The sequence below is a fragment of the Nocardia niwae NBRC 108934 = DSM 45340 genome (genome assembly GCF_001613465.1).
Classification (GTDB): Bacteria; Actinomycetota; Actinomycetes; order Mycobacteriales; family Mycobacteriaceae; genus Nocardia; species Nocardia niwae.
In genome coordinates, this window is record NZ_BDCK01000015.1 from 97,297 (window position 1) to 119,116 (window position 21,820).

Annotated in this window: 20 protein-coding genes and 1 pseudogene; 15 read left to right on the forward strand and 6 right to left on the reverse strand. The window is 69.4% G+C overall.

Translation table 11 applies throughout. The features are described 5' to 3' along the window. Nucleotides 1-307: 307 nt before the first annotated feature. Both NNI01S_RS04310 and NNI01S_RS04315 read left to right on the forward strand, forming a co-directional pair. On the forward strand, nt 308-1,495 hold the full coding sequence (locus NNI01S_RS04310; protein ID WP_063017710.1) for a serine hydrolase domain-containing protein: 1,188 nt from the start codon (nt 308-310) through the stop codon (nt 1,493-1,495). 11 nt (nt 1,496-1,506) lie between these two features. Further along, nucleotides 1,507-3,033, forward strand: coding sequence for an alpha/beta fold hydrolase (locus tag NNI01S_RS04315; RefSeq protein ID WP_245675967.1), 1,527 nt, complete (start codon nt 1,507-1,509; stop codon nt 3,031-3,033). Here NNI01S_RS04315 and NNI01S_RS04320 read toward each other — a convergent pair whose 3' ends face one another. Both NNI01S_RS04320 and NNI01S_RS04325 read right to left on the reverse strand, forming a co-directional pair. Beyond that, nucleotides 3,034-3,681: a response regulator gene (locus NNI01S_RS04320; protein ID WP_063017714.1), complete on the reverse strand. Its 648-nt coding sequence runs from the start codon at nt 3,679-3,681 to the stop codon at nt 3,034-3,036. It lies immediately after the preceding gene. Then, nucleotides 3,669-4,988: a sensor histidine kinase gene (locus NNI01S_RS04325; protein ID WP_169812922.1), complete on the reverse strand. Its 1,320-nt coding sequence runs from the start codon at nt 4,986-4,988 to the stop codon at nt 3,669-3,671. Before NNI01S_RS04325 ends, NNI01S_RS04320 begins: the two co-directional genes overlap by 13 nt. A 582-nt stretch (nt 4,989-5,570) precedes the next feature. Here NNI01S_RS04325 and def point away from each other — a divergent pair. The 4 genes and pseudogenes from def to NNI01S_RS04345 all read left to right on the forward strand — a co-directional run bounded on the left by def (nt 5,571) and on the right by NNI01S_RS04345 (nt 9,124). Next, a complete protein-coding gene (gene def, locus NNI01S_RS04330; protein ID WP_063017716.1) occupies nt 5,571-6,137 on the forward strand; it encodes a peptide deformylase in 567 nt (188 codons plus the stop codon). Further along, nucleotides 6,137-7,060, forward strand: a complete 924-nt coding sequence (gene fmt, locus NNI01S_RS04335) for a methionyl-tRNA formyltransferase (RefSeq protein WP_063017718.1) — start codon at nt 6,137-6,139, stop codon at nt 7,058-7,060. Before def ends, fmt begins: the two co-directional genes overlap by 1 nt. Continuing rightward, entirely contained in the window at nt 7,057-8,727 is a 1,671-nt protein-coding gene (locus tag NNI01S_RS04340; RefSeq protein ID WP_084488464.1) for an RsmB/NOP family class I SAM-dependent RNA methyltransferase, read from the forward strand. Before fmt ends, NNI01S_RS04340 begins: the two co-directional genes overlap by 4 nt. Before the next feature lie 53 nt (nt 8,728-8,780). Then, nucleotides 8,781-9,124: pseudogene (locus tag NNI01S_RS04345) on the forward strand (MmcQ/YjbR family DNA-binding protein). A gap of 6 nt (nt 9,125-9,130) precedes the next feature. Here the strand turns inward: NNI01S_RS04345 and NNI01S_RS04350 are convergent. Both NNI01S_RS04350 and NNI01S_RS04355 read right to left on the reverse strand, forming a co-directional pair. Continuing rightward, entirely contained in the window at nt 9,131-9,994 is an 864-nt protein-coding gene (locus NNI01S_RS04350; RefSeq protein WP_157114592.1) for an RNA polymerase sigma factor SigF, read from the reverse strand. Continuing rightward, a complete protein-coding gene (locus tag NNI01S_RS04355; RefSeq protein WP_063017720.1) occupies nt 9,994-10,416 on the reverse strand; it encodes an ATP-binding protein in 423 nt (140 codons plus the stop codon). Before NNI01S_RS04355 ends, NNI01S_RS04350 begins: the two co-directional genes overlap by 1 nt. A 96-nt stretch (nt 10,417-10,512) precedes the next feature. Between NNI01S_RS04355 and rpe the strand changes: the two genes are divergently transcribed. Next, on the forward strand, nt 10,513-11,169 hold the full coding sequence (gene rpe / locus NNI01S_RS04360; RefSeq protein WP_063017722.1) for a ribulose-phosphate 3-epimerase: 657 nt from the start codon (nt 10,513-10,515) through the stop codon (nt 11,167-11,169). A gap of 6 nt (nt 11,170-11,175) precedes the next feature. On the opposite strand, the gene NNI01S_RS04365 is transcribed toward rpe, so the two are convergent. Next, nucleotides 11,176-11,571: a hypothetical protein gene (locus NNI01S_RS04365; RefSeq protein ID WP_245675968.1), complete on the reverse strand. Its 396-nt coding sequence runs from the start codon at nt 11,569-11,571 to the stop codon at nt 11,176-11,178. A gap of 644 nt (nt 11,572-12,215) precedes the next feature. On the opposite strand from NNI01S_RS04365, the gene NNI01S_RS04370 reads away from it, so the two are divergent. The 5 genes from NNI01S_RS04370 to NNI01S_RS04390 all read left to right on the forward strand — a co-directional run bounded on the left by NNI01S_RS04370 (nt 12,216) and on the right by NNI01S_RS04390 (nt 16,256). Beyond that, complete coding sequence (locus NNI01S_RS04370; RefSeq protein WP_063017726.1) at nt 12,216-12,839, forward strand: riboflavin synthase; 624 nt, start codon at nt 12,216-12,218, stop codon at nt 12,837-12,839. Between the two features lie 529 nt (nt 12,840-13,368). Continuing rightward, the gene (locus tag NNI01S_RS04375; RefSeq protein WP_063017728.1) at nt 13,369-14,613 is read left to right on the forward strand and encodes a bifunctional 3,4-dihydroxy-2-butanone-4-phosphate synthase/GTP cyclohydrolase II; all 1,245 of its coding nucleotides are present in this window, start codon (nt 13,369-13,371) and stop codon (nt 14,611-14,613) included. Nucleotides 14,614-14,643: 30 nt separating this feature from the next. Next, nucleotides 14,644-15,123 carry a 6,7-dimethyl-8-ribityllumazine synthase gene (ribH, locus tag NNI01S_RS04380; RefSeq protein ID WP_063017730.1) on the forward strand — a complete coding sequence of 160 codons (480 nt, stop codon included), beginning with the start codon at nt 14,644-14,646 and terminating at the stop codon, nt 15,121-15,123. 2 nt (nt 15,124-15,125) lie between these two features. Next, nucleotides 15,126-15,626, forward strand: coding sequence for a PH domain-containing protein (locus NNI01S_RS04385; protein ID WP_063017732.1), 501 nt, complete (start codon nt 15,126-15,128; stop codon nt 15,624-15,626). A 69-nt stretch (nt 15,627-15,695) separates the two neighbouring features. Further along, nucleotides 15,696-16,256, forward strand: a complete 561-nt coding sequence (locus tag NNI01S_RS04390) for a GNAT family N-acetyltransferase (RefSeq protein WP_063017734.1) — start codon at nt 15,696-15,698, stop codon at nt 16,254-16,256. Between the two features lie 49 nt (nt 16,257-16,305). Here NNI01S_RS04390 and NNI01S_RS04395 read toward each other — a convergent pair whose 3' ends face one another. After that, the gene (locus NNI01S_RS04395) at nt 16,306-18,258 is read right to left on the reverse strand and encodes a gamma-glutamyltransferase family protein (RefSeq protein ID WP_063017736.1); all 1,953 of its coding nucleotides are present in this window, start codon (nt 18,256-18,258) and stop codon (nt 16,306-16,308) included. Between the two features lie 151 nt (nt 18,259-18,409). On the opposite strand from NNI01S_RS04395, the gene NNI01S_RS04400 reads away from it, so the two are divergent. From NNI01S_RS04400 to uvrC, 3 genes are all read left to right on the forward strand, one after another. Continuing rightward, nucleotides 18,410-19,099 (forward strand): HAD family hydrolase, encoded by a 690-nt coding sequence (locus NNI01S_RS04400; protein ID WP_063017738.1) that lies wholly within the window; start codon nt 18,410-18,412, stop codon nt 19,097-19,099. A 137-nt stretch (nt 19,100-19,236) separates the two neighbouring features. Beyond that, complete coding sequence (locus tag NNI01S_RS04405; protein WP_063017740.1) at nt 19,237-19,662, forward strand: hypothetical protein; 426 nt, start codon at nt 19,237-19,239, stop codon at nt 19,660-19,662. A gap of 57 nt (nt 19,663-19,719) precedes the next feature. Continuing rightward, nucleotides 19,720-21,729 carry an excinuclease ABC subunit UvrC gene (gene uvrC / locus NNI01S_RS04410; RefSeq protein WP_063017741.1) on the forward strand — a complete coding sequence of 670 codons (2,010 nt, stop codon included), beginning with the start codon at nt 19,720-19,722 and terminating at the stop codon, nt 21,727-21,729. Nucleotides 21,730-21,820: the final 91 nt, after the last annotated feature.

A 21,820-nucleotide genomic window follows, 5' to 3' on the forward strand; every position in this document is an offset into this window, starting at 1 on the left:
TGGGCGGGCTGCGGGTGAGGAGCGGGCCAGGCGTCACCGGCAGGCCGCTGACCAGGGCTTTCCCAGGCGGCCCCGTGGGGGATCGATGACCCGTGCGGCGCCGGGGAAGCGTCAGGCCATCGGCACTTTCGGCCCAGTCGTTCCGGGCCCGCGTCGTCACCGCGGTCCCCAATGGTGGTGTTGGCGCTACCTCCTGCCGGGTAGCGCGCGCGACCGTGATTCGGGCGCGCGGGGTATGGGCCGCGCGGATCCGGCTTCCTACGCTCGATCTGGCCGAAAACACGAACTGAACAGGAGAAATGTCTTCATGAGCGCAATGCGGCGACATCGCCGAAGGATCGCGCTGGCCGGTGTCGGGCTGCTGGGCGCGCTCGTAGTCCAAGCATGCGGCACCGACACCGGCGACGGCGAACCAACCCGCAAGGAGAGGTATCGGACCGTCACTCAGGCTCTCGACACGCTGGTCCGCAACGGTTTCCCGGGCGCGCAGGTCACCATCGACGGCCCGGATGGTCACCGGGTGCTGACCGCCGGCGCGGCGGACCTGGCCACCGGAGTGCCCATCGCCGACGACGCCCGAGTCCGGATCGGCAGCAATACCAAGACCTTCGTCGCTACTGTCGTGCTGCAACTGGCCGCCGACGGCAAGGTCGATCTCGAGGCGCCGATCGAACGCTTGTTACCGGGCGTCGTGCAGGGCAATGGCAATGACGGCAATCGCATCACGGTCCGCCAACTGCTCCAGCACACCAGCGGCCTGCCGGACTACCTTGCCGGCGGCGATCCGGATCTGACAGCTGCCGCGAGCACCCCGCAGCTGCGGGCCGATGCCGACGAAATCCGCTGGGCCCATTACGAACCCGCGGACCTGGTGCGAATCGCCCTGTCGATGCCGCCCCGATTGGAACCGGGGGAGCGTTCGGTCTATACGAACACCAACTACATTCTGCTCGGCATGCTGATCGAGAAGATCACCGGCCACTCGGCGGAGGCCGAGATCGCCGGCCGCATCCTGGAACCGCTGGGCTTGCGCGACACCTACTTCCCCGATGCGCACGAGATCGGCATCCGGGGGCCGCATCCGCGCGGATATCAGCAAACCGACAGCCGGCGTATCGATTTCACCGATCTGGACCCGTCCTGGGCGGGCACCGCAGGCGCGATGGTCTCCACCCCCGACGACCTGAACCGTTTCTTCACCGCCCTGCTCGCCGGGAAGTTACTGCGCGCAGCGCAATTGGCCGAGATGAAACAGACCATCCCCTGGGACCGCGGCGAACCCGGTTCCGGATACGGCCTCGGCCTGATTCACCACCCGGTCTCCTGTGGCAAGGAGGTGTGGGGCCACGGCGGCAGCATCCCGGGCTTCGCAACCCGCAACGGCGTGGCGTCCGACGGCACCGCCGTCGTGGTGACGGTCAATCAGCTCCCGGTCGATACGGCCGCCTCGGACGCGGTGTCGAAGCTGTTCGATGCCGCCGTCTGCGCCCGATGAGGAGATTATTCGTGTCTCGACACAAGCTGCCGCGGGTACTGGGCACTCCGGTAGCGTTCGCGGTCACCGGGCTCGTCGCCGCGGTGGCGTTCACGACGACCGCCGTCGCCGATCGGGCCGGCGCGGCCGAGCCCTTGGACCGCTACCACCACCAGCCGCTCACCTGGAAGTCCTGCGATGCACCAGGTCTCGACGGCATGGGCGCACAATGCGCCGATGTGACGGTGCCCCTGGATTACGCTGCGCCGCAAGGCTCTACCATCACCGTCGCCATCTCCCGCATCGCCGCGACCGACCCGGCCCAGCGGCGTGGCGTCATCCTCTCCAACCCGGGCGGTCCGGGCGGTGCCGGCCTGGACTACTTCGTCGACACGAGCCAGGCCATGGCCCCCGAGGTCCGCGCCCGCTACGACCTGATCGGCATGGACCCGCGCGGTGTCGGGCGCTCCTCGCCGGTGAACTGTCACTGGCCGCACGGTTTCGGCCTGCAGTTCGCTGGTGTAGATGCCGAGGGATTCGCCGAATCCGTCGCCGATCAAGCCGATCTGGCGGCGCGCTGCGCCGACGCCGAGGGGGAGCGACTGCCGCACTTCACCACCCGCAATACCGCTCGCGACATGGATGTCATCCGTACCGCACTCGGCGAAAGCAAGATCAGTTATCTGGGCACCTCCTACGGTACCTACCTGGGTGCTGTGTATATGCAGATGTTCCCGGAACGTTCCGACCGCATGGTGCTGGACGGCGCTGTGGACCCGTACCGCTACGGCGCGGTCGGCATGGTGCAGGACATGGGCTCACCCAACGAGGCCGCGCTCGACGCCTGGGCGGCGTGGACCGCCCAACGCGACGACGAATACCACCTCGGCACCACCGGTGCCGCCGTTCGCGGTCTGGTCGAGCGGCTCATCGAACACGCCGCCGCCCACCCGATCCGGATCGGCGACTACGACATCGACGAGCATTCCCTGCCCCTGGTGTTGTACATCGCGTTCGATTCGCCCCGCGGCTACGGTGTTGCCGCGAAACACACCCGGGACCTGGCCGAGGCCGCCGAAGGCAGACCGGTACGACCGGACGAAGACCTGGCGGGCAAGCTGGCCATGATCCTGCGCGCCCAGCCCCGCGACATGTCACCTCAGATGGCAATCCTCTGCGGAGACATCGGCGCACCCCGGGACCCGGACTGGTACCGGCGCAATATCGAAGCATCCCGCGCCACCCAGCCGGTCTTCGGCGCGTTGGCGAACAACATCACGCCGTGCGCGTTCTGGGCTCCGCCCGCCGAACCGCCCACCGTGATCGGCAATTCAGTGCCGAACCTGATCGTCCAGGCCACCGGCGACACCCGGACCACTTTCGGTGGCGCACTCGCCATGCACCGGGCGCTCACCGGCTCTCGCATGGTCACGTTGCAAGACGTCGCCATTCACTCGATCCTCGGCCGCTACCCGAATGCCTGCGTCTACGACGCTGTGAACAGCTACCTGGCTGACGGCGCTCTGCCCGCCGCCGACCTCACCTGTCGCGACGACTGATCATCCGGCATTCAGATAGGCGAGCACGGCCAGCACCCGCCGGTGCCCCACCTCGTCGGCGAAGAGGCCCAGCTTGGCGAAGATGCTCCGAATGTGTTTGAGCACAGCACCTTCGGTCACCACGAGGCGCTCGGCAATGGTCGCATTGTCGAGCCCCTCGGCCATGAGCGCCAGCACCTCGCGTTCGCGTGGGGTCAGCGCGGACAGCGGATCGTCGGTCTTGCGCCACACCAGCAGCTGCGAGATCACTTCCGGATCCATGGCGGTCCCGCCCTCGGCGACCCGCCGCAGCGAATCCAGGAATCGATCCACCTTCCCGACCCGTTCCTTGAGCAGGTATCCGATCCCGCCCGCCCCGTCGCCGAGCAGTTCGGCGGCATAGCTGCGCTCGACCCAGGCCGAGAGCACCAGCACCGGCAGGCCGGGGTGAATCTCGCGGGCCCGAACCGCCGCTCGCAATCCGTCATCGGTGAAGGTGGGCGGCAGACGCACATCCACGACCACGGCATCGGGCCGGTCGGCGTTCACCACCGAGAGAAAGTCCTCCGCATTGTCCACCGCGGCGACCACCTCGATCCCCGCCGTCTGCAACAGCAACGCCAGCCCTTCCCGCAACAGGGCGTCATCCTCGGCGATCACAACCCGCACGGCAGCTCCACCCGAACCACAGAAGGCCCACCCGCCGGACTGCTCAGCGCCATTCGCCCGTCCAGCGCTTCAGCCCGCCGCCGAATCCCGGCCAGCCCGCCACTCTCGATCTCTCGTGCCCCGCCCACCCCGTCATCCCGCACCTCGACGGCCAGCAGCCCGGCATCGCCTCCGAGGAATACCCGAAGATGTTCGGCTCCGGAATGTTTGGTCGCATTGGTGATCGCCTCGGAGATGACGAAATACGCGGCCGCTTCGACGGCCGCCGGCCACCGAGCCCCCGCATCCGCTGCCTCGTTCCTGCCGTGGCACACTGCGACGGCGCCGTCGAGATCGAGTTCGACCGGAATCGGGGAGCGCGCGGCCAACGCCGAAATCGCGCTCGTCAGACCACGATCCGCGAGCACCGGCGGATACACCGTCCGCACCACATCGCGGAGTTCGGCCAACGCGGCCTCGGCGGTGTCCTGCGCCTTGCGGACCAGGTCGGACGATGCGGCCGGATCCCGTTCGCGCAATTGGTCGGCCAGCCCGAGCTGCATGATGACCGCCGCGATCCGCGCCTGCGCGCCATCGTGCAGATCCCGCTCGATGCGTCGCAGTTCCGCCCCATGCGCATCCAGCGCGGCGGCCCGGGTGGCGGTCAACTCCGCCACCCGCACCGCGAGTTCGGTGCCCGGCGCCGGGCCGAGCAGCGTCCGCGCCAGCAGCGCCTGCCAGCGGGCCACCGTGGGCAGCCGAAGGACCAGGACCGCCAAGGGAATCGCGATGAGGGCGCTGAACCCGGCCAGCGGCCAGGAATCGACCACGAAGCCGAAGTTGTCGACGGTGCCCGGCGGTGCGATCTGCCAATAGACCGGAATCGCCAGCTGATTCAGCACACCCAATGGCAGTGCGATCGAGAACAATGCCACCACCATGCCAGGCACCCCGTGCACGCACAGCCACGCGATATCCCGGCCGTTCGCCGGATCCCCGAAGGCACTGGCCAGTCGTTGCCGCAGGCCGCCGGTCATCGGCCTATACGCCACCACGATCGGCGCGCCCAGCCGCTTGCCGGCCCGCCGCCGTTCGAACCCGGACAGCGGCCGGATCAACCGCAGGTACTCGGGAATCGCCGGAATGCCCACCCCGCCGAGGCTGGTGACCGCGACCACGAACAAACCGGCCGTGGCGAACGTGGCCGCCACGCCGGTGGCGCCGCCGACCAGCAAATAGCCGATGCTTCCCGGCAGTGCCCCCAGCCGACCGGCGACCGACCGCCGCACGGCCACGGGTCCGCGCTCCTGCATCGGATCGGCACTCATCCCACCAATCTACTGACCGCGGGATCGGCCCCCGCCGTGGAGATCGCGCGGCGGTCAGCGCTGCTTGCCGCCGCATTCCTGTATATGCGGCGCTGGTCGTTGTCGATCTGCTTTCACGCCTTCGCCCGCTCGGCGCGCATTCGCGCGTGGTGCGGGCGGCCGGCCCTTCGTTCTCACGGCTCAGCTTGGGGTGGGTGACCAGGCGACGCCGGGAAGCGCGCCGGCTCCGATGGCTGCCTGCGCCGCGTACCCCGGCTCGCTCTCTGCGAGCAGTCGGTGAAGCGGCAAGGCTCGAGGCCCGAGCTGCCGAGCAGGGCGACAGTGCCGTGAGCAGCGACGGAAGGTTCGACTCCGCCTCGACGATCGCTGTGCGTGGCCGGTTTCGGCGCACCGGCTCAGCCGGGTTCAACGCGGGACGGTGGCAGGCCGCTGACCAGGCCTTTCCCGGGCGGCCGGGCGGAGGGATCGACACCCCGCCCGGACCGCATAGGATTTCTATCAGCTTCCGGCTGGTGAATCGGGGATTTCCGGTGGTCTCACTAGAATGGGGCGACCGTATTCGTCCGCTTCCGGGAGTCAGTCGTGACCATCCAGCCCGTTCGCCTGTTCGGCGATCCCATCCTGCGTGCCCGCGCCGCGGAGGTCACCGCGTTCGACCGCGAGCTGCGGCAGCTGGTGACCGACCTGACCGAGACCATGCACGACGACGGCGGGGTCGGGATGGCCGCGCCGCAGATCGGGGTCGGGCTGCGGGTGTTCGTCTACGACACCGGCGACGCCGCGGGTCATCTGGTGAACCCCCAGTGGGAGGTCGTCGGCGACGAGGAGCAAGTCGGCCCGGAAGGCTGTCTGTCGATTCCCGGCGTGCGCTACGACACCCGCCGGGCCTTGCGCGTGCGGGCCTCCGGGGTGGACGTCGACGGCGCGCCGGTCGCTTTCGAAGCGGAAGGGCTGCTGGCGCGGTGCGTGCAGCACGAAACCGATCATCTCGACGGGGTTCTGTTCATCGATCGCCTCGACCCGGCCCAGCGCAAGGAGGCGATGCGGGTGATCCGCGAATCCGATTGGTTCGCCGCCGGATTGACGGTGCGCCCGGCACGCTCGATGAGCGGTGCGGGCCGGCCCAACCCGTTCGGGGCCGGCCACTGATGCGCGTCGTCTTCGCGGGGACTCCGGAACCGGCGGTCGCGTCGTTGCGGCGTCTGTTGGAATCGGCGCGGCACGAGGTCGTCGCCGTGGTGACGCGGCCGGACGCGGTGGCCGGGCGCGGCCGGAAGGTGACCAGGTCGCCGGTCGGCCGGCTGGCCGACGAGCACGGCATCCCGGTGCTGACCCCGGCGCGGCCGTCGGAGCCGGAATTCGTCGCGCAGCTCACCGAACTGGCGCCGGACTGCTGCCCGGTCGTCGCCTACGGCGCGCTGTTACCCCAGTCGGTGCTGGACATACCGCGCTTCGGCTGGATCAACCTGCATTTCTCGCTGTTGCCCGCCTGGCGGGGTGCGGCGCCGGTGCAGGCCGCGATCGATGCGGGCGACGAGATAACCGGCGCCTCCACCTTCCAGATCGAAGCCGGGCTGGACACCGGCCCGGTCTTCGGCATGGTGACCGAGAAGATCGCCGTCACCGATACCGCAGGAGGCCTCCTGGAGCGGTTGGCCGACAGCGGCGCCCGTCTGCTGGAAGCGACGCTCGACGGGGTGGAAGACGGGAGTTTGCAGGCGGTGCCACAGTCGACGGAAGGCGTCTCGTACGCGCCCAAGGTCGGCGTGGAGGCCGGGCACGTGCGCTGGGATCAACCGGCGCTGGCCATCAGCAGGCGCATTCGCGCGGTCACCCCCGCTCCGGGGGCATGGACCGAGGTCGGCGGCACCCGGCTGAAGCTGGGGCCGGTCGAGTTGGTGGAGGAGGAGTTGCCGGAACGCGTGATCGAGGTGCGCAAGTCCGGTGTGTTCGTGGGCACTGCCACCACCGCCGTGCGGCTCGACCAGGTGCAGCCGCAAGGCAAACGCATGATGGCCGCGCTCGACTGGGCGCGCGGCGCCCGCCTGCAACCGGGCGCGGTGGTCGAATGACGCGCGGCAATCGGCCCGGTGACGGCAACGCACGCGACCGGCGGCGGGAGGAACGAGAATCCGCGCCGAACCGCTCCGCGGAGGCAGGCCGGGCGCGCGCGCAGGGCGGCGGACGGCAGCAGGACGGCGCCGGCCGGTCGCAGGCGACCGGCCGGCGTTCCGGCGGCGGACGAGCCGAGGCGGGTGGTGGTGATCGCGATCGCGACGAACGGCGCACCGCCACCGGACGACGCTCCGCGGCGAGCCGATCGGACCGTTCCGCCGGCGGTCGCCCGGCTGCGCAAACGGCACCGCGCCAAGGCGCCAAGGCCGCGGGGCGAGCGCACCGTGGCGAACCCGCCGATCCGCCGCGGTCGGTCGCCAGAGATGTGCTGCGGGCGGTCCGGGAGCGCGACGCCTACGCCAATCTCGTTCTGCCCGCCTTGCTGCGCGAACGAGGCTTGTCGGGTCGAGACGCCGCACTGGCCACCGAACTCGCTTACGGCGCGTGCCGCTCACTGGGACTGCTGGACGCGGTGATCGCCGAAGGCGCGGGCCGGTCGATCGAGGAGATCGACGGACCCCTGCTGGACGTGCTCCGGCTGGGCGTCTACCAGTTGTTGCGCACCCGGATCGGCGCGCACGCCGCCGTCGACACCTCCGTCGCGCTGACCCGTGCCGAATTCGGCGCGGGCAAAGCCGGTTTCGTCAACGCCGTGCTCCGGCGAGCGGGGGAGAAGACCCCCGAGCAGTGGGTCGATGCACTCGCGCCCGCCGATCCCGTCGGCCGGTTGGCGTTCGAGTACGCCCATCCCACCTGGATCGCGCAAGCCTTCGCCGACGCGCTCGGCGCGCGAGCGACGGAACTGCGCGACGTGCTCGCCGCCGACGACGCCCGCCCGCTGGTGCACCTGGTGGCCCGCCCCGGCGACATCACCGCGGAGGAACTCGCGCTGGTCACCGGTGGCGAGGAGGGCCGCTGGTCGCCGTACGCGGTCTACCTCGACGGTGGCGATCCGGGCAAGCTGGAGCCGGTCCGCGAGGGCATGGCGGCGGTGCAGGACGAAGGCAGCCAGCTGGTGGCGCTAGCGCTGCTCGGGGCTCCGCTCGACGGACCGGATACCGGTCGCTGGCTCGACCTGTGCGCCGGACCGGGCGGCAAGGCCGCGCTGCTGGGCGCGATCGCCGGGATCGATGGCTTCCGGGTGGACGCCGTCGAGCCCGCCGCGCACCGCGCCGAACTGGTCCGCAAGGCCGTGCGCGATCTGCCGGTGGACGTCCATGTCGCCGACGGCCGTGCCAGCGGACTGGCCCCGGGCTACGACCGCATCCTCGTGGACGCCCCGTGTACGGGCCTCGGGGCGCTGCGCCGCAGGCCCGAGGCGCGCTGGCGGCGCACTCAGGAAGACGTTCGCGACCTCGTGGTGTTGCAGCGTGAATTGCTCACCGCCGCATGGGGTTTGCTGCGCCCCGGCGGCGTCGTGGTGTACTCGACCTGCTCGCCGCACCTACCGGAGACGGTGTCGATCGTCGCCGACGCCGTGCGCCGCCTCGGCGCCGAGCAACTCGACACCCGTGAGTTGCTGCCCGGTGTCACCGATACCGGCGACGGACCCGGAGCGCAGCTGTGGCCGCACCGGCACGGCACCGACGCCATGTTCCTGGCCGCTCTGCGCAAACCCCGCTGAGCGGCGTTCCATTCGTCCAAGCCGGGCGCGTCGTCCTGCCGCACCCTGGGAGGATGACGATGACCTGGCAGGACGTGGTCCGGATGGCGTCCGGGCTGCCGGAGGTGGCGGAGTCCACCTGGTGGCGCAGCCGGCGCTGAAGGTCGCGGGCAAGGGGTTCGCCCGGCTGCGCAGCGAGGCCGATCTCGTCTCGGCCTGCGACCTGGCCGAGAAGGAGGCGCTGCTCGTCTCCGGCGATCCGGCCTTCTACACCACACCGCACTACGACGGCTACGCCTACATCCTGATCGACCTCGATCTTGTAGCGCCCGGCCACCTGCGGGAACTGCTCGATGCCGCGTGGTGGCTCACCGCTCCGGCGAGAGTGTGCAGGCTCCGCGCGCACGACGCCCGATGAGACCACTCATTCCCGGCTGGATTGCTCCCGCAGCCGCGCAAGGGTTTTCGCGAGGATGCGCGAGACGTGCATCTGCGAGATGCCCATCTGCTGCGCGATCTGCGTCTGGGTCATCGATTCGAAGAACCGCATGGTGAGGATGCGCCGTTCCCGCTCGGGCAGCCCGGCCAGCAGCGGGCGGATCGCGACGTATTCCTCGACCCGATCGAACTGGGATTCCTCCTCGCCGAGCGTGTCCAGCAGCGAAGCGTCGGTATCACGGCCGAGCGTGGCGGCGTCGATCGAACTCGGCTGGTAGGCGTTGCCCGCGATGACCGCCTGGGTCACCTCGTCCGGATCGACGTCCAGCTCCGCGGCGATCTCCTTCGCCGTCGGCGAGCGGCCGAGGGACTGGGAAAGACTGTCGATCGCCGCGCCGATGCGTAGGTGAGTTTCCTTCACCCGGCGCGGCACACGCATCGCCCAGGTGTTGTCGCGGAAGTATCGGCGAACCTCGCCCATGATGGTGGGCACCGCGAAAGACAGGAAATTCGAGCCGCGCTCCACGTCGAAGCGATCCACCGCGTGCACCAAGCCGACCCGTGCGACCTGGGTGAGGTCGTCGAACGGCTCACCACGCCCACTGAACTTGCGGGCGATGTGGTCGGCGAGCGGAATGCAGCGGCTGATCAGTTCCGCGCGCAGCGCGCTGTGCCGTGCTGTGCCGCGTTCGCTGGCCGCCAGCTGCCCGAAGAGCAAACCGACGTCGTCGTATCCGGGTACCGTGCCCGCCGCTTCCAGGGCTTCGTCGGCATCGGCGGCGTCCTCGGTGGTCAGCGTGTCGGCGTCGTCCTCGCGTTGGGAGTCGTACACGGTGTTTTCGTCCGCCACTACGCCTTCCCCCGGACCCGACGGAACTCGACCGTCGTCGGATATCCGGAAGTCGTCGTGTCGAACGAATCCTGTGTCGCGTCCACCGCGTCGGTGAGGGTGCGCAGCACATGCCACCCGAAGCTGCGCTGATCGGGCAGGCCCGGCTTCTCCGCGATGCCCTCGACCCGGACGAGCAACTCGTGGTCACCCACGGTGAACCGGCAGTTCAGGCTCGTTTCCGGGGCGGCGACCGCGATCAGCGTCGAGCAGACCTCGTCGACGGCCAGCCGGATGTCGGCCACCTCGTCCAGCGTGAAATCGCTGAGTAGGACGAGTGTTTCGGCGAGCCCACGCACGATGGGCAGTTGTGTCACCGACGCCGCCACCCGAATCTCCACCGGGGTGCTGTAGAGCCCCTGTTCCGCCGAAATATTGATCACCCTATGCAGGCTACCCACTCCCGCGCTGGGCAACCCTGGGTACCGTTAGACTCCGGCGTTGTGTCCAACCCGACTTACCCGCGTCCGGCCGCTCCGATGATCGCCCCCTCCATTCTGTCCGCCGACTTCGCGCACCTCGCGGACGAAGCCCAGGCCGTCGCAGGCGCCGACTGGCTGCACGTCGATGTGATGGACGCGCACTTCGTGCCGAATCTCACGCTCGGCCTCCCGGTGGTGGAGAGCCTGCTGAAGGCGACCGAGATTCCGCTGGACTGCCACCTGATGATCGAGGATCCGGGCCGCTGGGCGCCGCCGTACGCGGAGGCAGGCGCGCACAACGTGACCTTCCACGCGGAGGCGACCGACGATCCGATCGCGGTGGCCCGCGACATTCGCGCGGCGGGCGCGAAGGCGGGGCTCTCGGTGAAACCGGGCACGCCGATCGAGCCGTACTTGGAGATCCTGCGCGAATTCGACACGCTGCTGGTGATGAGCGTGGAACCGGGTTTCGGCGGGCAGTCGTTCATCCCGGAGGTGCTGCAGAAGGCGCGCATCGTGCGCAACCTGGTCGACTCAGGAGAACTGCGCCTGCTGGTCGAGATCGACGGCGGCATCAACGCCGACACCATCGAGGCGGCCGCGGCAGCCGGTGTGGACTGCTTCGTTGCCGGTTCCGCGGTGTACAGCACCGCCGACCCCGGGGCCACCGTGCAGAAGCTGCGTAGCCAGGCGGCCTCGGCGTGGTCGCACTGAACGGCCTTATCGGGCCCGGCTTCCGCGCACAGCGACCGCGCGGATCGTCTCGATCACCGCGCTGATCGGCGGGCGGCGACCGGCGACCTCGGGCGACCGGACCCACACGCGGTATCCGGTGCGCTCGTCGTCCGGTGACGGCAGCACCACCTGGCTGCCCGCGCAGGCCACCGCCGCGTACAGGCGGAAAAGTTCGGCCGAGACCGCCGGGGCGATCGTGTCGGGTCCTGCGGGCCCGGTGAGGAAGGTCCAGTGCCTGGCTCGCGGATGGTCGACGACCGGACCCGCGATTCCGTCCTGGACGAGGTGGCGCAGCACTCGCTCGCCGAGTTCGGCGGGCATGGTGACGGCGCCGTAGTCGACGCCGATCTGCAGCAGAATGCGATGTGAACCGGGATCCATCGATGCGGGTAACTGGAATTCGCGCCGATACCGTGAGCAGCGAATTTCCGGCGTCGAATCGAGAAATGTGGTCACACCGCGCCCCCAGCTGTGTCCGACCCGATTTGTTCCACTGTGTTCTCCGGCTTTCTCGAGGGATGAACATCGTGCGGCAGGCTTCCCGGTCGACCGCCACATGACCTGGTGGGGTGGCCCATCGGACTTGCTCTGGCGGGAAAGCTGAACGCGAGAAGTCGGCCGCGTAACGATATCGCTTCCCCTCTCATCGGAGCGCGAAATCTGCGTTATAACCGTGTTTCGTTCGGGTATCGAGTAGAAATCGGCAAACACTGGGGGATAAATAGATTCACGCGGTACGCGACCGTCTTCGAACGGATATTCCGTCCCGGGTTCGCGGGGTGATCGCGGCGCGTGTGGACAGCTTTCGTTCCATTTTCGATGAGGACCGGCCGGTTCCGGGTGGCTTGCCGCGCCCGGCGGTCCGCTTCCCGCGCGGCGGGCGCGCACCCGTCGCGCCCTCGGAGCCGCCCGGAACGCCGCTGTCTACCGCGCCTGCGCGTCACTAGGCTGAGGGCACGGGAATAGCGGCCGGTCTCCGCGCTGTTGCGCAACCGGAAGACAACGACGACAGGGAGTCAGGGCACATGTTCACAGGCATCGTCGAGGAGCTCGGCGAGATCGTCGCCAGCGAGCAGCTGACCGACGCCGCGCGGCTGACGATCAAGGGCAAGCTGGTGACCTCCGATGCCGGGCACGGTGATTCGATCGCCGTGAACGGAGTGTGCCTGACCGTCGTGGAGGTGGTCGGTGGCGACTCGTTCACCGTCGACGTCATGGCGGAGACGCTCAACCGCTCGAGCATCGGCAAGCTGGATGTCGGCTCGAAGGTGAATCTCGAGCGCGCCGCGGCGCTGAACAGCAGGCTGGGCGGCCACCTGGTGCAAGGGCATGTGGACGGCACCGGCACGGTGCTCTCGCGCACTCCGTCGGAGAACTGGGACGTGGTGCGCATCTCGCTTCCGGAGAACATCGCCCGCTACGTGGTGGAGAAGGGCTCGATCACCGTGGACGGCATCTCGCTCACCGTCTCGGGCCTCGGCGTCTCCGGTGAGCCCGCCGAATCGGGCAGCCGGGACTGGTTCGAGGTCTCGCTCATCCCCACCACCCTCTCGCTGACCAACCTCGGCTTCGCCACCGTCGGCACCACCGTCAATCTGGAAGTCGACGTGATCGCCAAGTACGTCGAACGCCTCCAGCAGCGCGGCTGACCGTGATCGCCCCGCTCGTCCTCGCCGACCCGGACGAGGGTGCGCGGCGACGGCGCGTGCGGGGCAGCTGTGCCATAGTGTCCTCATCCCAGCCGCTACGCCTGGGCGAAGTCCCGGTCGCCGGTGCACCCGCGGGCTCCGAGGCCGGTCGTATCGACATCGGTCCGGTCACCGAGCCAGTCGAGCCCGACCGATGCCCGCCCGTACCCGTACCCGTACCCGTACCCGCATCCGAGAAGCTCTCGCTTCCACCAGCCGGTAGGTGGGCGTGGCCGCCATCGCTCCCGCTCCGGACACACCGCGGCGCCCGGTCGCTTCGGTGCCGGACGTCGGGCAGCGGCATACATACGGGTCCGCTGATCCCAGCGCCGAGTGACCAGCGCACCTCGACCACGTCTTCCGAGCGAAGCGAGACCGCGCATGCGCCGTTCGCGCCAAGAGGGGGCCGCGAACACGCCGCGACGCAGTCGCGGCAAATCGAGCACAGTACTGTGGTGAGGCACCTATTTCGAGATGGAGCACAGCAGACGTGACCAGGTTCGACAGCATCGAGCGCGCAGTCGCCGATATCGCCGCCGGTAAGGCGGTCGTCGTCGTCGACGACGAGGACCGCGAGAACGAGGGAGACCTCATCTTCGCGGCGGAGAAGGCCACCCCCGAACTGGTCGCCTTCATGATCCGCTACACCTCCGGATACATCTGCGTGCCGCTCACGGGTGACGACTGCGACCGGCTCGGCCTGCCGCCGATGTACGCGATGAACCAGGACAAGCACGGCACCGCCTACACCGTCTCCGTGGACGCGCGCGAGGGCGTCACGACCGGGATCTCCGGCGCCGATCGCGCCACCACCATGCGGCTGCTGGCCGACGCCGATGCCAAGGCCGACGATTTCACCCGGCCCGGGCACGTGGTGCCGTTGCGCGCGAAGGACGGTGGTGTGCTGCGCAGGCCCGGTCACACCGAGGCGGCCGTGGATCTGGCGCGCATGGCCGGCTTGCGTCCCGCGGGCGTGATCTGCGAGATCGTCAGCCAGAAGGACGAGGGCCACATGGCCCGCACCGAGGAGCTGCGCGTCTTCGCCGACGAGCACGAGCTCGCGCTGATTTCGATCGCCGACATGATCGCCTGGCGGCGCAGGCACGAGAAGCACGTGGTGCGCGTCGCCGAGGCGCGGATCCCCACCGCGCACGGTGAATTCATGGCGGTCGGCTATCAGAGCATCTACGACGAGGTCGAGCACGTCGCGCTGGTGCGCGGCGACATCAGCGACGGCGAGGACGTCCTGGTGCGCGTGCACTCGGAGTGCCTGACCGGTGACGTCTTCGGGTCGCTGCGCTGCGACTGCGGCCCGCAGCTGGACGCCGCGCTGGAGATGGTCGCGGCCGAGGGGCGCGGTGTGGTGCTGTACATGCGCGGGCACGAGGGGCGCGGCATCGGTCTGATGCACAAGTTGCAGGCCTATCAGCTGCAGGATTCCGGCCACGACACGGTCGACGCGAACCTGGAACTGGGGCTGCCCGCCGATGCCCGCGATTACGGCACCGGCGCGCAGATTCTGGTGGATCTCGGCCTTCGCTCGATGCGCTTGCTCACCAACAACCCGGCCAAGCGGGTCGGCTTGGACGGCTACGGCCTGCGGATCACCGAGCGGGTGCCGATGCCGTTGCGTGCGAACGCGGAAAACCTGCGCTACCTGCGTACCAAGCGGGATCGCATGGGGCACGACCTGATCGGCCTCGACGAGCTCGATCTCGGCGAGACGGCGCACTGACCTGCGAACACACCGGAAAGGCGGACATCGATGAGCGGTACCGGGGTACCGACTTTCGCGCTGGCGGACGCCAAGGACCTCTCCTTGGGCATCGTCGCCTCGCGCTGGCACACCCAGATCTGCGACACCCTGCTGGCGAATGCCGAGCGGGTGGCCAAGGACGCGGGCGTCCAGCAGATCACGGTGGTGCGTTGCGCCGGCGCGATGGAGCTGCCGGTGGTGGCCCAGGAGCTGGCCAAGTCGCACGATGCGGTGGTGGCGCTCGGTGTGGTGATCCGGGGTGACACACCGCATTTCGAGTACGTCTGCGATGCGGTGACCGCGGGGCTCACCCGGGTTTCGCTGGACGAGGGCACGCCGGTCGCGAACGGAGTGCTCACCACGAACAACGAGCGGCAGGCCCTGGACCGAGCCGGGCTGCCGGAATCACACGAGAACAAGGGCGAGCAGGCGGCCGCCGCGGCGCTGGACGCCGCGTTGACGCTGCGCGCCCTGCGGCAGTCCGCGTAGCGATGCCGGTCGTCCGTATCTTCCGGAGGAACGCGGGCTCGCCCACGGCGGTCGGCGAGACGGCCGAGTGGGAGTTCGAAGTGCGGCCCCGGCGCGCGGTGCGGACGGCCTGGATCGTGGCGGTGCTGATCGCGGCCGCGTTCACCGTGGGCGGCATCTGGCTGCGCAGCGGGTCGACCGGCGTCAACTTCCGGGTGGCCGATCAGATCGCGATGATCGGGATCGGCCTGCTCGGCGCCGCGGCGGTGCTGCTGCTGACCAGGCCGAGGGTGCGCGCTGGGGCGCGGGGTGTCTCCGTGCGAAATATACTGGGGGACAACGATTTTCCGTGGGACTACATCCGCGGTGTGTCGTTTCCGGATCGGAAGTCCTGGGCTCGTCTGGAATTGATCGATGACGATTATGTCCCGATGCTGGCGATCCGTTCGAACGACAAGGAGCACGCGGCGCGGGCGATGGGTCGGCTGCGGGAACTCGGCGCGAAGTACTCCGGCAGCAAGTGAGCGGGTGGGCCGCGCACGCCCACCTGTCCGGCTGGCGGGAGTTCGAACAGCCGTCTAGCCTTCGCGGGTATGGAGCCGGGTGCGTTCGTCCTCGCGGCAGCTTTCGCCGACGATCCATTGATGACCTACTTCTGGCCGGGATCGTCGCGGCGGCGAAAAGCGTTGCCCGGGTTCTGGGATTCGCGCATCGCGTCGCGCCGGAAAAACGGTTGCGTCGACCTCGCACACGATGCCGCGGGTGATCTGGCCTGCGTGGCACTGTGGGAACCGGCGAACGTGGTCGCGCCGACAGCGAAGCCCTTGACCTTGCTACGAGCCTTGGGGCCGGCCACGGCGCGAGCCTTGGCGGCCGGGCGACGGATGGAGCGCGCGCGACCGGAGACGCCGCATCTGTACCTGGCCGCCATCGGGACGCTGCCCCGCGCCCGGGGCCGGGGTCTGGCGACCACGCTGCTCGAGCGGCGGCTGTCGACGGCCGAACAGGACTGCTTCTTGATCTCCAACACCAGCGGCACGGTGCCCTACTACCAGCGATTCGGGTTCGAACCGCAGGGTGAGCTGCCGATCGGCCGGGGTCCGGTGGTGTATCCGATGCTCCGGAAGAAGTCCACGCACCGCCCCCGGCCGTAGCGGACCCGGAATGGCTCGGCCACTCACCGAGGCCTGCTGCCGCGGTCGATCAGTGGGTGTCGCCTAGAACGGCGCCTTCGCGGCGCGGGTCCGCTCCGCCGATCCAGCCCTCGCCGCCGTTGCGTTTGAGCGCGCTGAGGCCGCTGGATTGCGGCGCGACCGAGACCTGGTGGCCGAGCTGGCGCAGTCGCAGCACGAGCGGGTCGTGGTCGCCGTTGTCCGTGGCGTTGATCGCCGGGTGCTCACCGCCGATGCCCGTGGATGGACTGTTACCGGCGCCGAACGCGACCGCGGACACCGCCTGCTGCGGATCCAGCCCCCAGTCGAACATGTTGACCAGCGTTTTCACCACGAACTGGATGATCACCGACCCGCCGGGCGAGCCCGCGACATGGGTGAGTTCGCCGCGCGAGCCGTCGGGGGCCTTGTCGAAGATCAGCGTCGGGCTCATCGAACTGCGCGGACGCTTGCCCGGCTGTACCCGATTGGCCATCGGCACGCCGTCCGCGCCGAGCGGATCGGCGTTGAAGTCGGTGAGCTGGTTGTTCAGGACGAAGCCGTCGACCAGGTGGAACGAGCCGAATGCCGATTCCACGGTGGTGGTCATCGCCGCGGCGTTGCCGTACTCGTCGACCACCGAGATGTGGCTGGTGCCGTGCTCGGGCGGCTGCGGGCCGACGCCCAGCGGCACCGGACCGAAGTCACCCGGCTGCGCGGTGCCCATGCTGCGATTCGGATCGATCAGTGCGGCGCGCTGCCGCAGGTAGTCGCGGTTCAGCAGGGTTTGGGCGGTATTTCCGGGCAGCGGGACGAAATCCGTGTCGGCCACGTACTTGTTGCGATCGGCGTAAGCCAGGCGTTCGGCCTCGGAGATCAGGTGCACGGCTTGGGCATTCGGCTTGCCGCCGTTGCGGTCGATGTTGTCCGGCCGCATGGTGGCCAGGTCGAAATTCTCCAGGATGCCCAGAGTCGAGGCGACAGCGATGCCACCCGAGGAGGGACTGGGCATACCGCAGATCTCGTGCTCGTGATAGCTCGTGCACAACGCGGTGCGCTTTTTCGCCTGATAACCGGCCAAGTCCTCGGGGGTGATCAGGCCGGGGGTGCGCCCGCCGGAGGACCGGCCCGCCGCCGCCGCGATGTCCCGGGCGATAGCGCCCGTATAGAAGGCCTGCGCGCCCTCGGTGGCGACGGCGCCGAGCGTCTTCGCCATGGCCGGATTGGTGAGGACGGTGTCGGCCGTCTTCGGGCTGCCGTCCGAGTTCAGGAAGTACGCCTTGGCGTCCTCGTCCGCGGCGAGGTCCTTGGCCGACTCCGCGATCTGGCTGGCGAGGCGGGGACTGATCGGGAAGCCCTGATCGGCCAGTCCGATGGCAGGGTCGAACAGCTCGCGCCAGGCGGTCTTGCCATGGTCGCGGTGCGCCAGTTCGAGCATCCGCAGCACACCCGGTACGCCGATCGAGCGCCCGCTGGCCCGGGTGTTCGGTTTGGGTTCGGTGCGGTCGGCATCGCTGATCCAGCGCAAGTAGTTCTCGGTGGCGGCCGCGGGAGCCACCTCGCGGCCGTCGTAGGCGTCCACCGATTTGGTATTCGCGTCGTAGTAGAGCAGGAACGCGCCGCCGCCGATCCCGGAAGCCTGCGGTTCGACCAGACCGAGCACCGTCTGTGCCGCGATCAGCGCGTCCGCGGCGGTGCCGCCGTCGCGCAGGACTTCACACGCGGCCTTGGTGGACACCGGATTGGCCGTCGACACCGCGAAAGTGTGCGTGCGCACCGGCGTCATGTTCGTGCGATAGCCGGTCGCTATCTCCGGGTTGGTGCTCAGATCCTTCGTGCCGCTGCTCGCCGGTCCCGCCGCGGTGGCTGTTACCGGTGTGCCGTTCGGAACCGTCTCGCAGACACCGCCCGCCTGGCTTTCGCCGGACGAGCAGGCGGTTGCCATTCCGACGGTGAGTGCGAACGCCGCCGCTGCGGCGACCCAAGTACCTCGCTTGCGCCCCATGCCCGGACTCTAACCTCCGGCGCCGACAGCCGCTCCGGTTTCCTTCCCAGGGGCGAAATCGCCCTGGCCGCAGCGTGTGTCGAGGTCGAGGCAGCGGAATTCGGCCACCGCGGACCGGCGCGGCCACGCGAGCGGTCGGTAGGCTGGCCGGGTGGCGATCGAGGCGGTGCTGTTCGACTTCTCCGGGACGTTGTTCCGCCTGGAGGCCGACGAATCCTGGTACGCGGATCTGACCGGTCCGGACGGGCGGGCGTTCGACGTGGATCAGAAGGCCGAGATCATGCGGCGGATGACGGCGCCGGTCGACCACGTCGCCGACTTCGACGACGAGACGCAGTACGCATGGGACCACCGCGACCTGGATCCGGCGCTGCATCGCAAGGTGATGATGCGCGTGCTGCGCGAGTCGGGTGTGCCCACCGACGAGGACGCCGAGCGACTGTACGCCCGGCTGCTCGACCCGCTGGAGTGGACGCCGTACCCCGACTGCGCGGTCGTCCTGGACCACCTGGCCGCCCAGGGGATTCCGGTCGCGGTGGTGAGCAACATCCCGTTCGACATCCGTCCATCGTTCGCCGCGCGTGGCTGGGATCGGCTGGTCGGCGCGTTCACTCTGTCCTTCGAGGTCGGCGCCATGAAACCCGACCCGGAGATCTTCCATTCCGCGCTGGGCGAACTGGGCGTGCCCGCCGAGGCGGCGCTGATGATCGGCGACAGCGCCGAGGCCGACGGTGGCGCCGAGGCGCTGGGCAGCCGGTTCGCTCTGGTGGAGGCCCTGCCCACCGCCGAGCGCCCGGACGCGCTGGTGGCCGCGCTGCGGCGGCACGGTCTGGTGGAATAGCCCCGGCCGACCGCGCCATCGCGCGGCGCCGGTGTTTTCGCCGAAGTCCCGGTTGTGCGGCAGGTCACCGTGTTACGGTGCGGTTCCGGCGTAAACGCAGGCGCGCCGGAAGGTTCGGTACCAACGGGGGTACGGCTGTGAGCTTGGCGTTCTCCGGCGAGGAGCCGTCCGTCGGCGTGGAAACGGCCATGCCGGAGGCGGTTCGGGATGTGCGGGCAGCCGTCGCGGGATTGGCGGGGTTCGGACTCGCCTATCCCGTGCTGATGAATCTGACCCGCGGCGGTGACGCGGCCGCCACGGCGTCCACCCAGTTCTGCGTGGCCTGGGCGCTGGGTCTGCTCGTACTCGGCTTCGCCGAGGGAGCGCCTGCCGTGCGCAGGCTGACGATGGGGCTCGCGCTCCTGCAGGCGGTCGTCGGGTGCTGGGCGATCCGGGACCTCGCGGCCGTTCCGCCCGTCGTCGGCATCGTCGCCGCGGGGTATTCGCTCGCCACGTCGGCAGCCGTCGTGCACCTGCTGTGCCGCCCGGAAGCCAAGGCGTGGTTCGGCGTTCCCGCGTCCTGATCGCCCCGCGCAGCCGCCGTCAGCGGGGCTGTCGGTCTCGGTCTATACGCTGGATGGGTGGCAGATCCAGCGACGTACCGGCCCGCGCCGGGCACGATTCCCGTCGAACCCGGCGTCTACAAATTCCGGGACGCCCATCGGCAGGTCATCTACGTCGGCAAGGCCAAGAGCCTGCGCAGCAGACTGAACTCGTACTTCGCCGACGTCGCCGGCCTGCATCCGCGCACCAGGCAGATGGTCACCACGGCCGCGAGCGTCGAATGGACGGTCGTCTCCACCGAGGTGGAGGCGCTGCAGCTGGAATACAACTGGATCAAGGAATTCGATCCGCGCTTCAACGTCCGCTACCGCGACGACAAGTCCTATCCGGTGCTCGCGGTCACTCTGAACGAGGAGTACCCGCGGCTGTTCGTCTACCGCGGCGCGCGGCGCAAGGGCGTCCGTTACTTCGGCCCGTTCGCGCACGCCTGGGCCATCCGCGAGACGCTCGATCTGCTGCTGCGCGTGTTTCCCGCGCGTACCTGCTCCAACGGCGTCTTCCGGCGGCACCATCAGATCGGGCGTCCCTGCCTGCTCGGCTACATCGACAAGTGCTCGGCGCCATGCGTCGGGCGGGTGAGCGCCGAGGAGCACCGCGCGATCGTCGAGGACTTCTGCGACTTCCTCGCCGGCCGCACCGACCGTTTGGTCCGGGAACTCGAGCGTCGCATGCACGAGGCGGCGGAAGACCTGGACTTCGAGGCCGCCGCCCGGCTGCGCGACGATGTCCAGGCGCTGCGCCGCGCCCTGGAGAAGCAGGCGGTGGTGCTCGGTACGGGCACCGACGCCGATGTCATCGCCTTCGCCACCGACGAACTGGAGGTCGCGGTGCAGGTCTTCCACGTGCGCGACGGCCGGGTGCGCGGCCAGCGCGGCTGGGTGGTCGACAAGTCGGGTGACGCGGTCGATGTGCCGGAGGCGGGCGGTGAGCTCGCCGCGCTGGTCGAGCAGTTCCTCACGCAGTTCTATGGCGAGCAGGTAGCGGTGGCCGAGCAGTCCGCCGAGGAGTTGCCCGCCACCGTGGTGCCCCGCGAAGTGCTCGTGCCCGAGTTGCCCGCCGATATGGAGCAGGTCCAGCAGTGGCTGTCCGGCCTGCGCGGCTCGGCGGTGAAGGTGCGGGTGCCCCAGCGCGGAGACAAGAAGGCGCTCGCCGAGACCGTGCAGCGCAACGCGCGGGAGGCGCTGGCCCAGCACAAGCTCAAGCGGGCGGGCGATCTGACCTCTAGATCGCAAGCGCTGCAAGAGATCCAGGACGCCCTGGAGCTCGACACCGCGCCGCTGCGCATCGAATGCGTGGACGTCAGCCATGTGCAGGGCACCGACGTGGTCGCCTCGCTGGTGGTCTTCGAGGACGGTCTGGCCCGCAAGTCCGAGTACCGCCACTACACGATCCGGGAAGCGGCGGGCGAGGGCCGCTCCGACGACGTCGGCAGCATCGCCGAGGTGACCCGCCGCCGGTTCCTCAAACTGCGCCGCGAGCGCGACATGATGGAACAGGACGATCTCGCCGCCACCGGAAGCGACGACGAGGCGCTCGACCTGACCTCCCGGCCGGGCATCGATCCCCGCACCGGACGCCCGCGCAAGTTCTCCTACCCGCCCAACTTGTTCGTGGTCGACGGCGGCGCGCCCCAGGTCGCGGCGGCCGCCGAGGTGCTCGACGAGCTGGGCATCACCGACGTCGCGGTGATCGGCCTGGCCAAACGGCTGGAAGAGGTGTGGGTGCCCGGCGAGAGCGACCCGGTGATCCTCCCGCGCACCAGCGAGGCGCTGTACCTGCTGCAACGGGTCCGTGACGAGGCCCACCGCTTCGCCATCACCTTCCATCGCAGCAAACGCTCGCGCCGGATGACCGCCTCCGCGCTGGACTCGGTGCCGGGTCTCGGCACGGCGCGCCGGACCGCGCTGGTCACCCACTTCGGGTCGGTGGCCAAGCTGAAGCAGGCGACCGTCGAGGAGATCACCGAGGTGCCCGGCATCGGTGTGGCGACCGCGAAAGCGGTCCTTGCGGCGCTCGAGTCCGAATAGTCAGTCGACAGTGCACCGGAAGATTCGGTTTCGCGTACGTTGTGTCTGCGGCCGATACCGAAACCGGTGCGCGATGATCGGAAGGCACCCC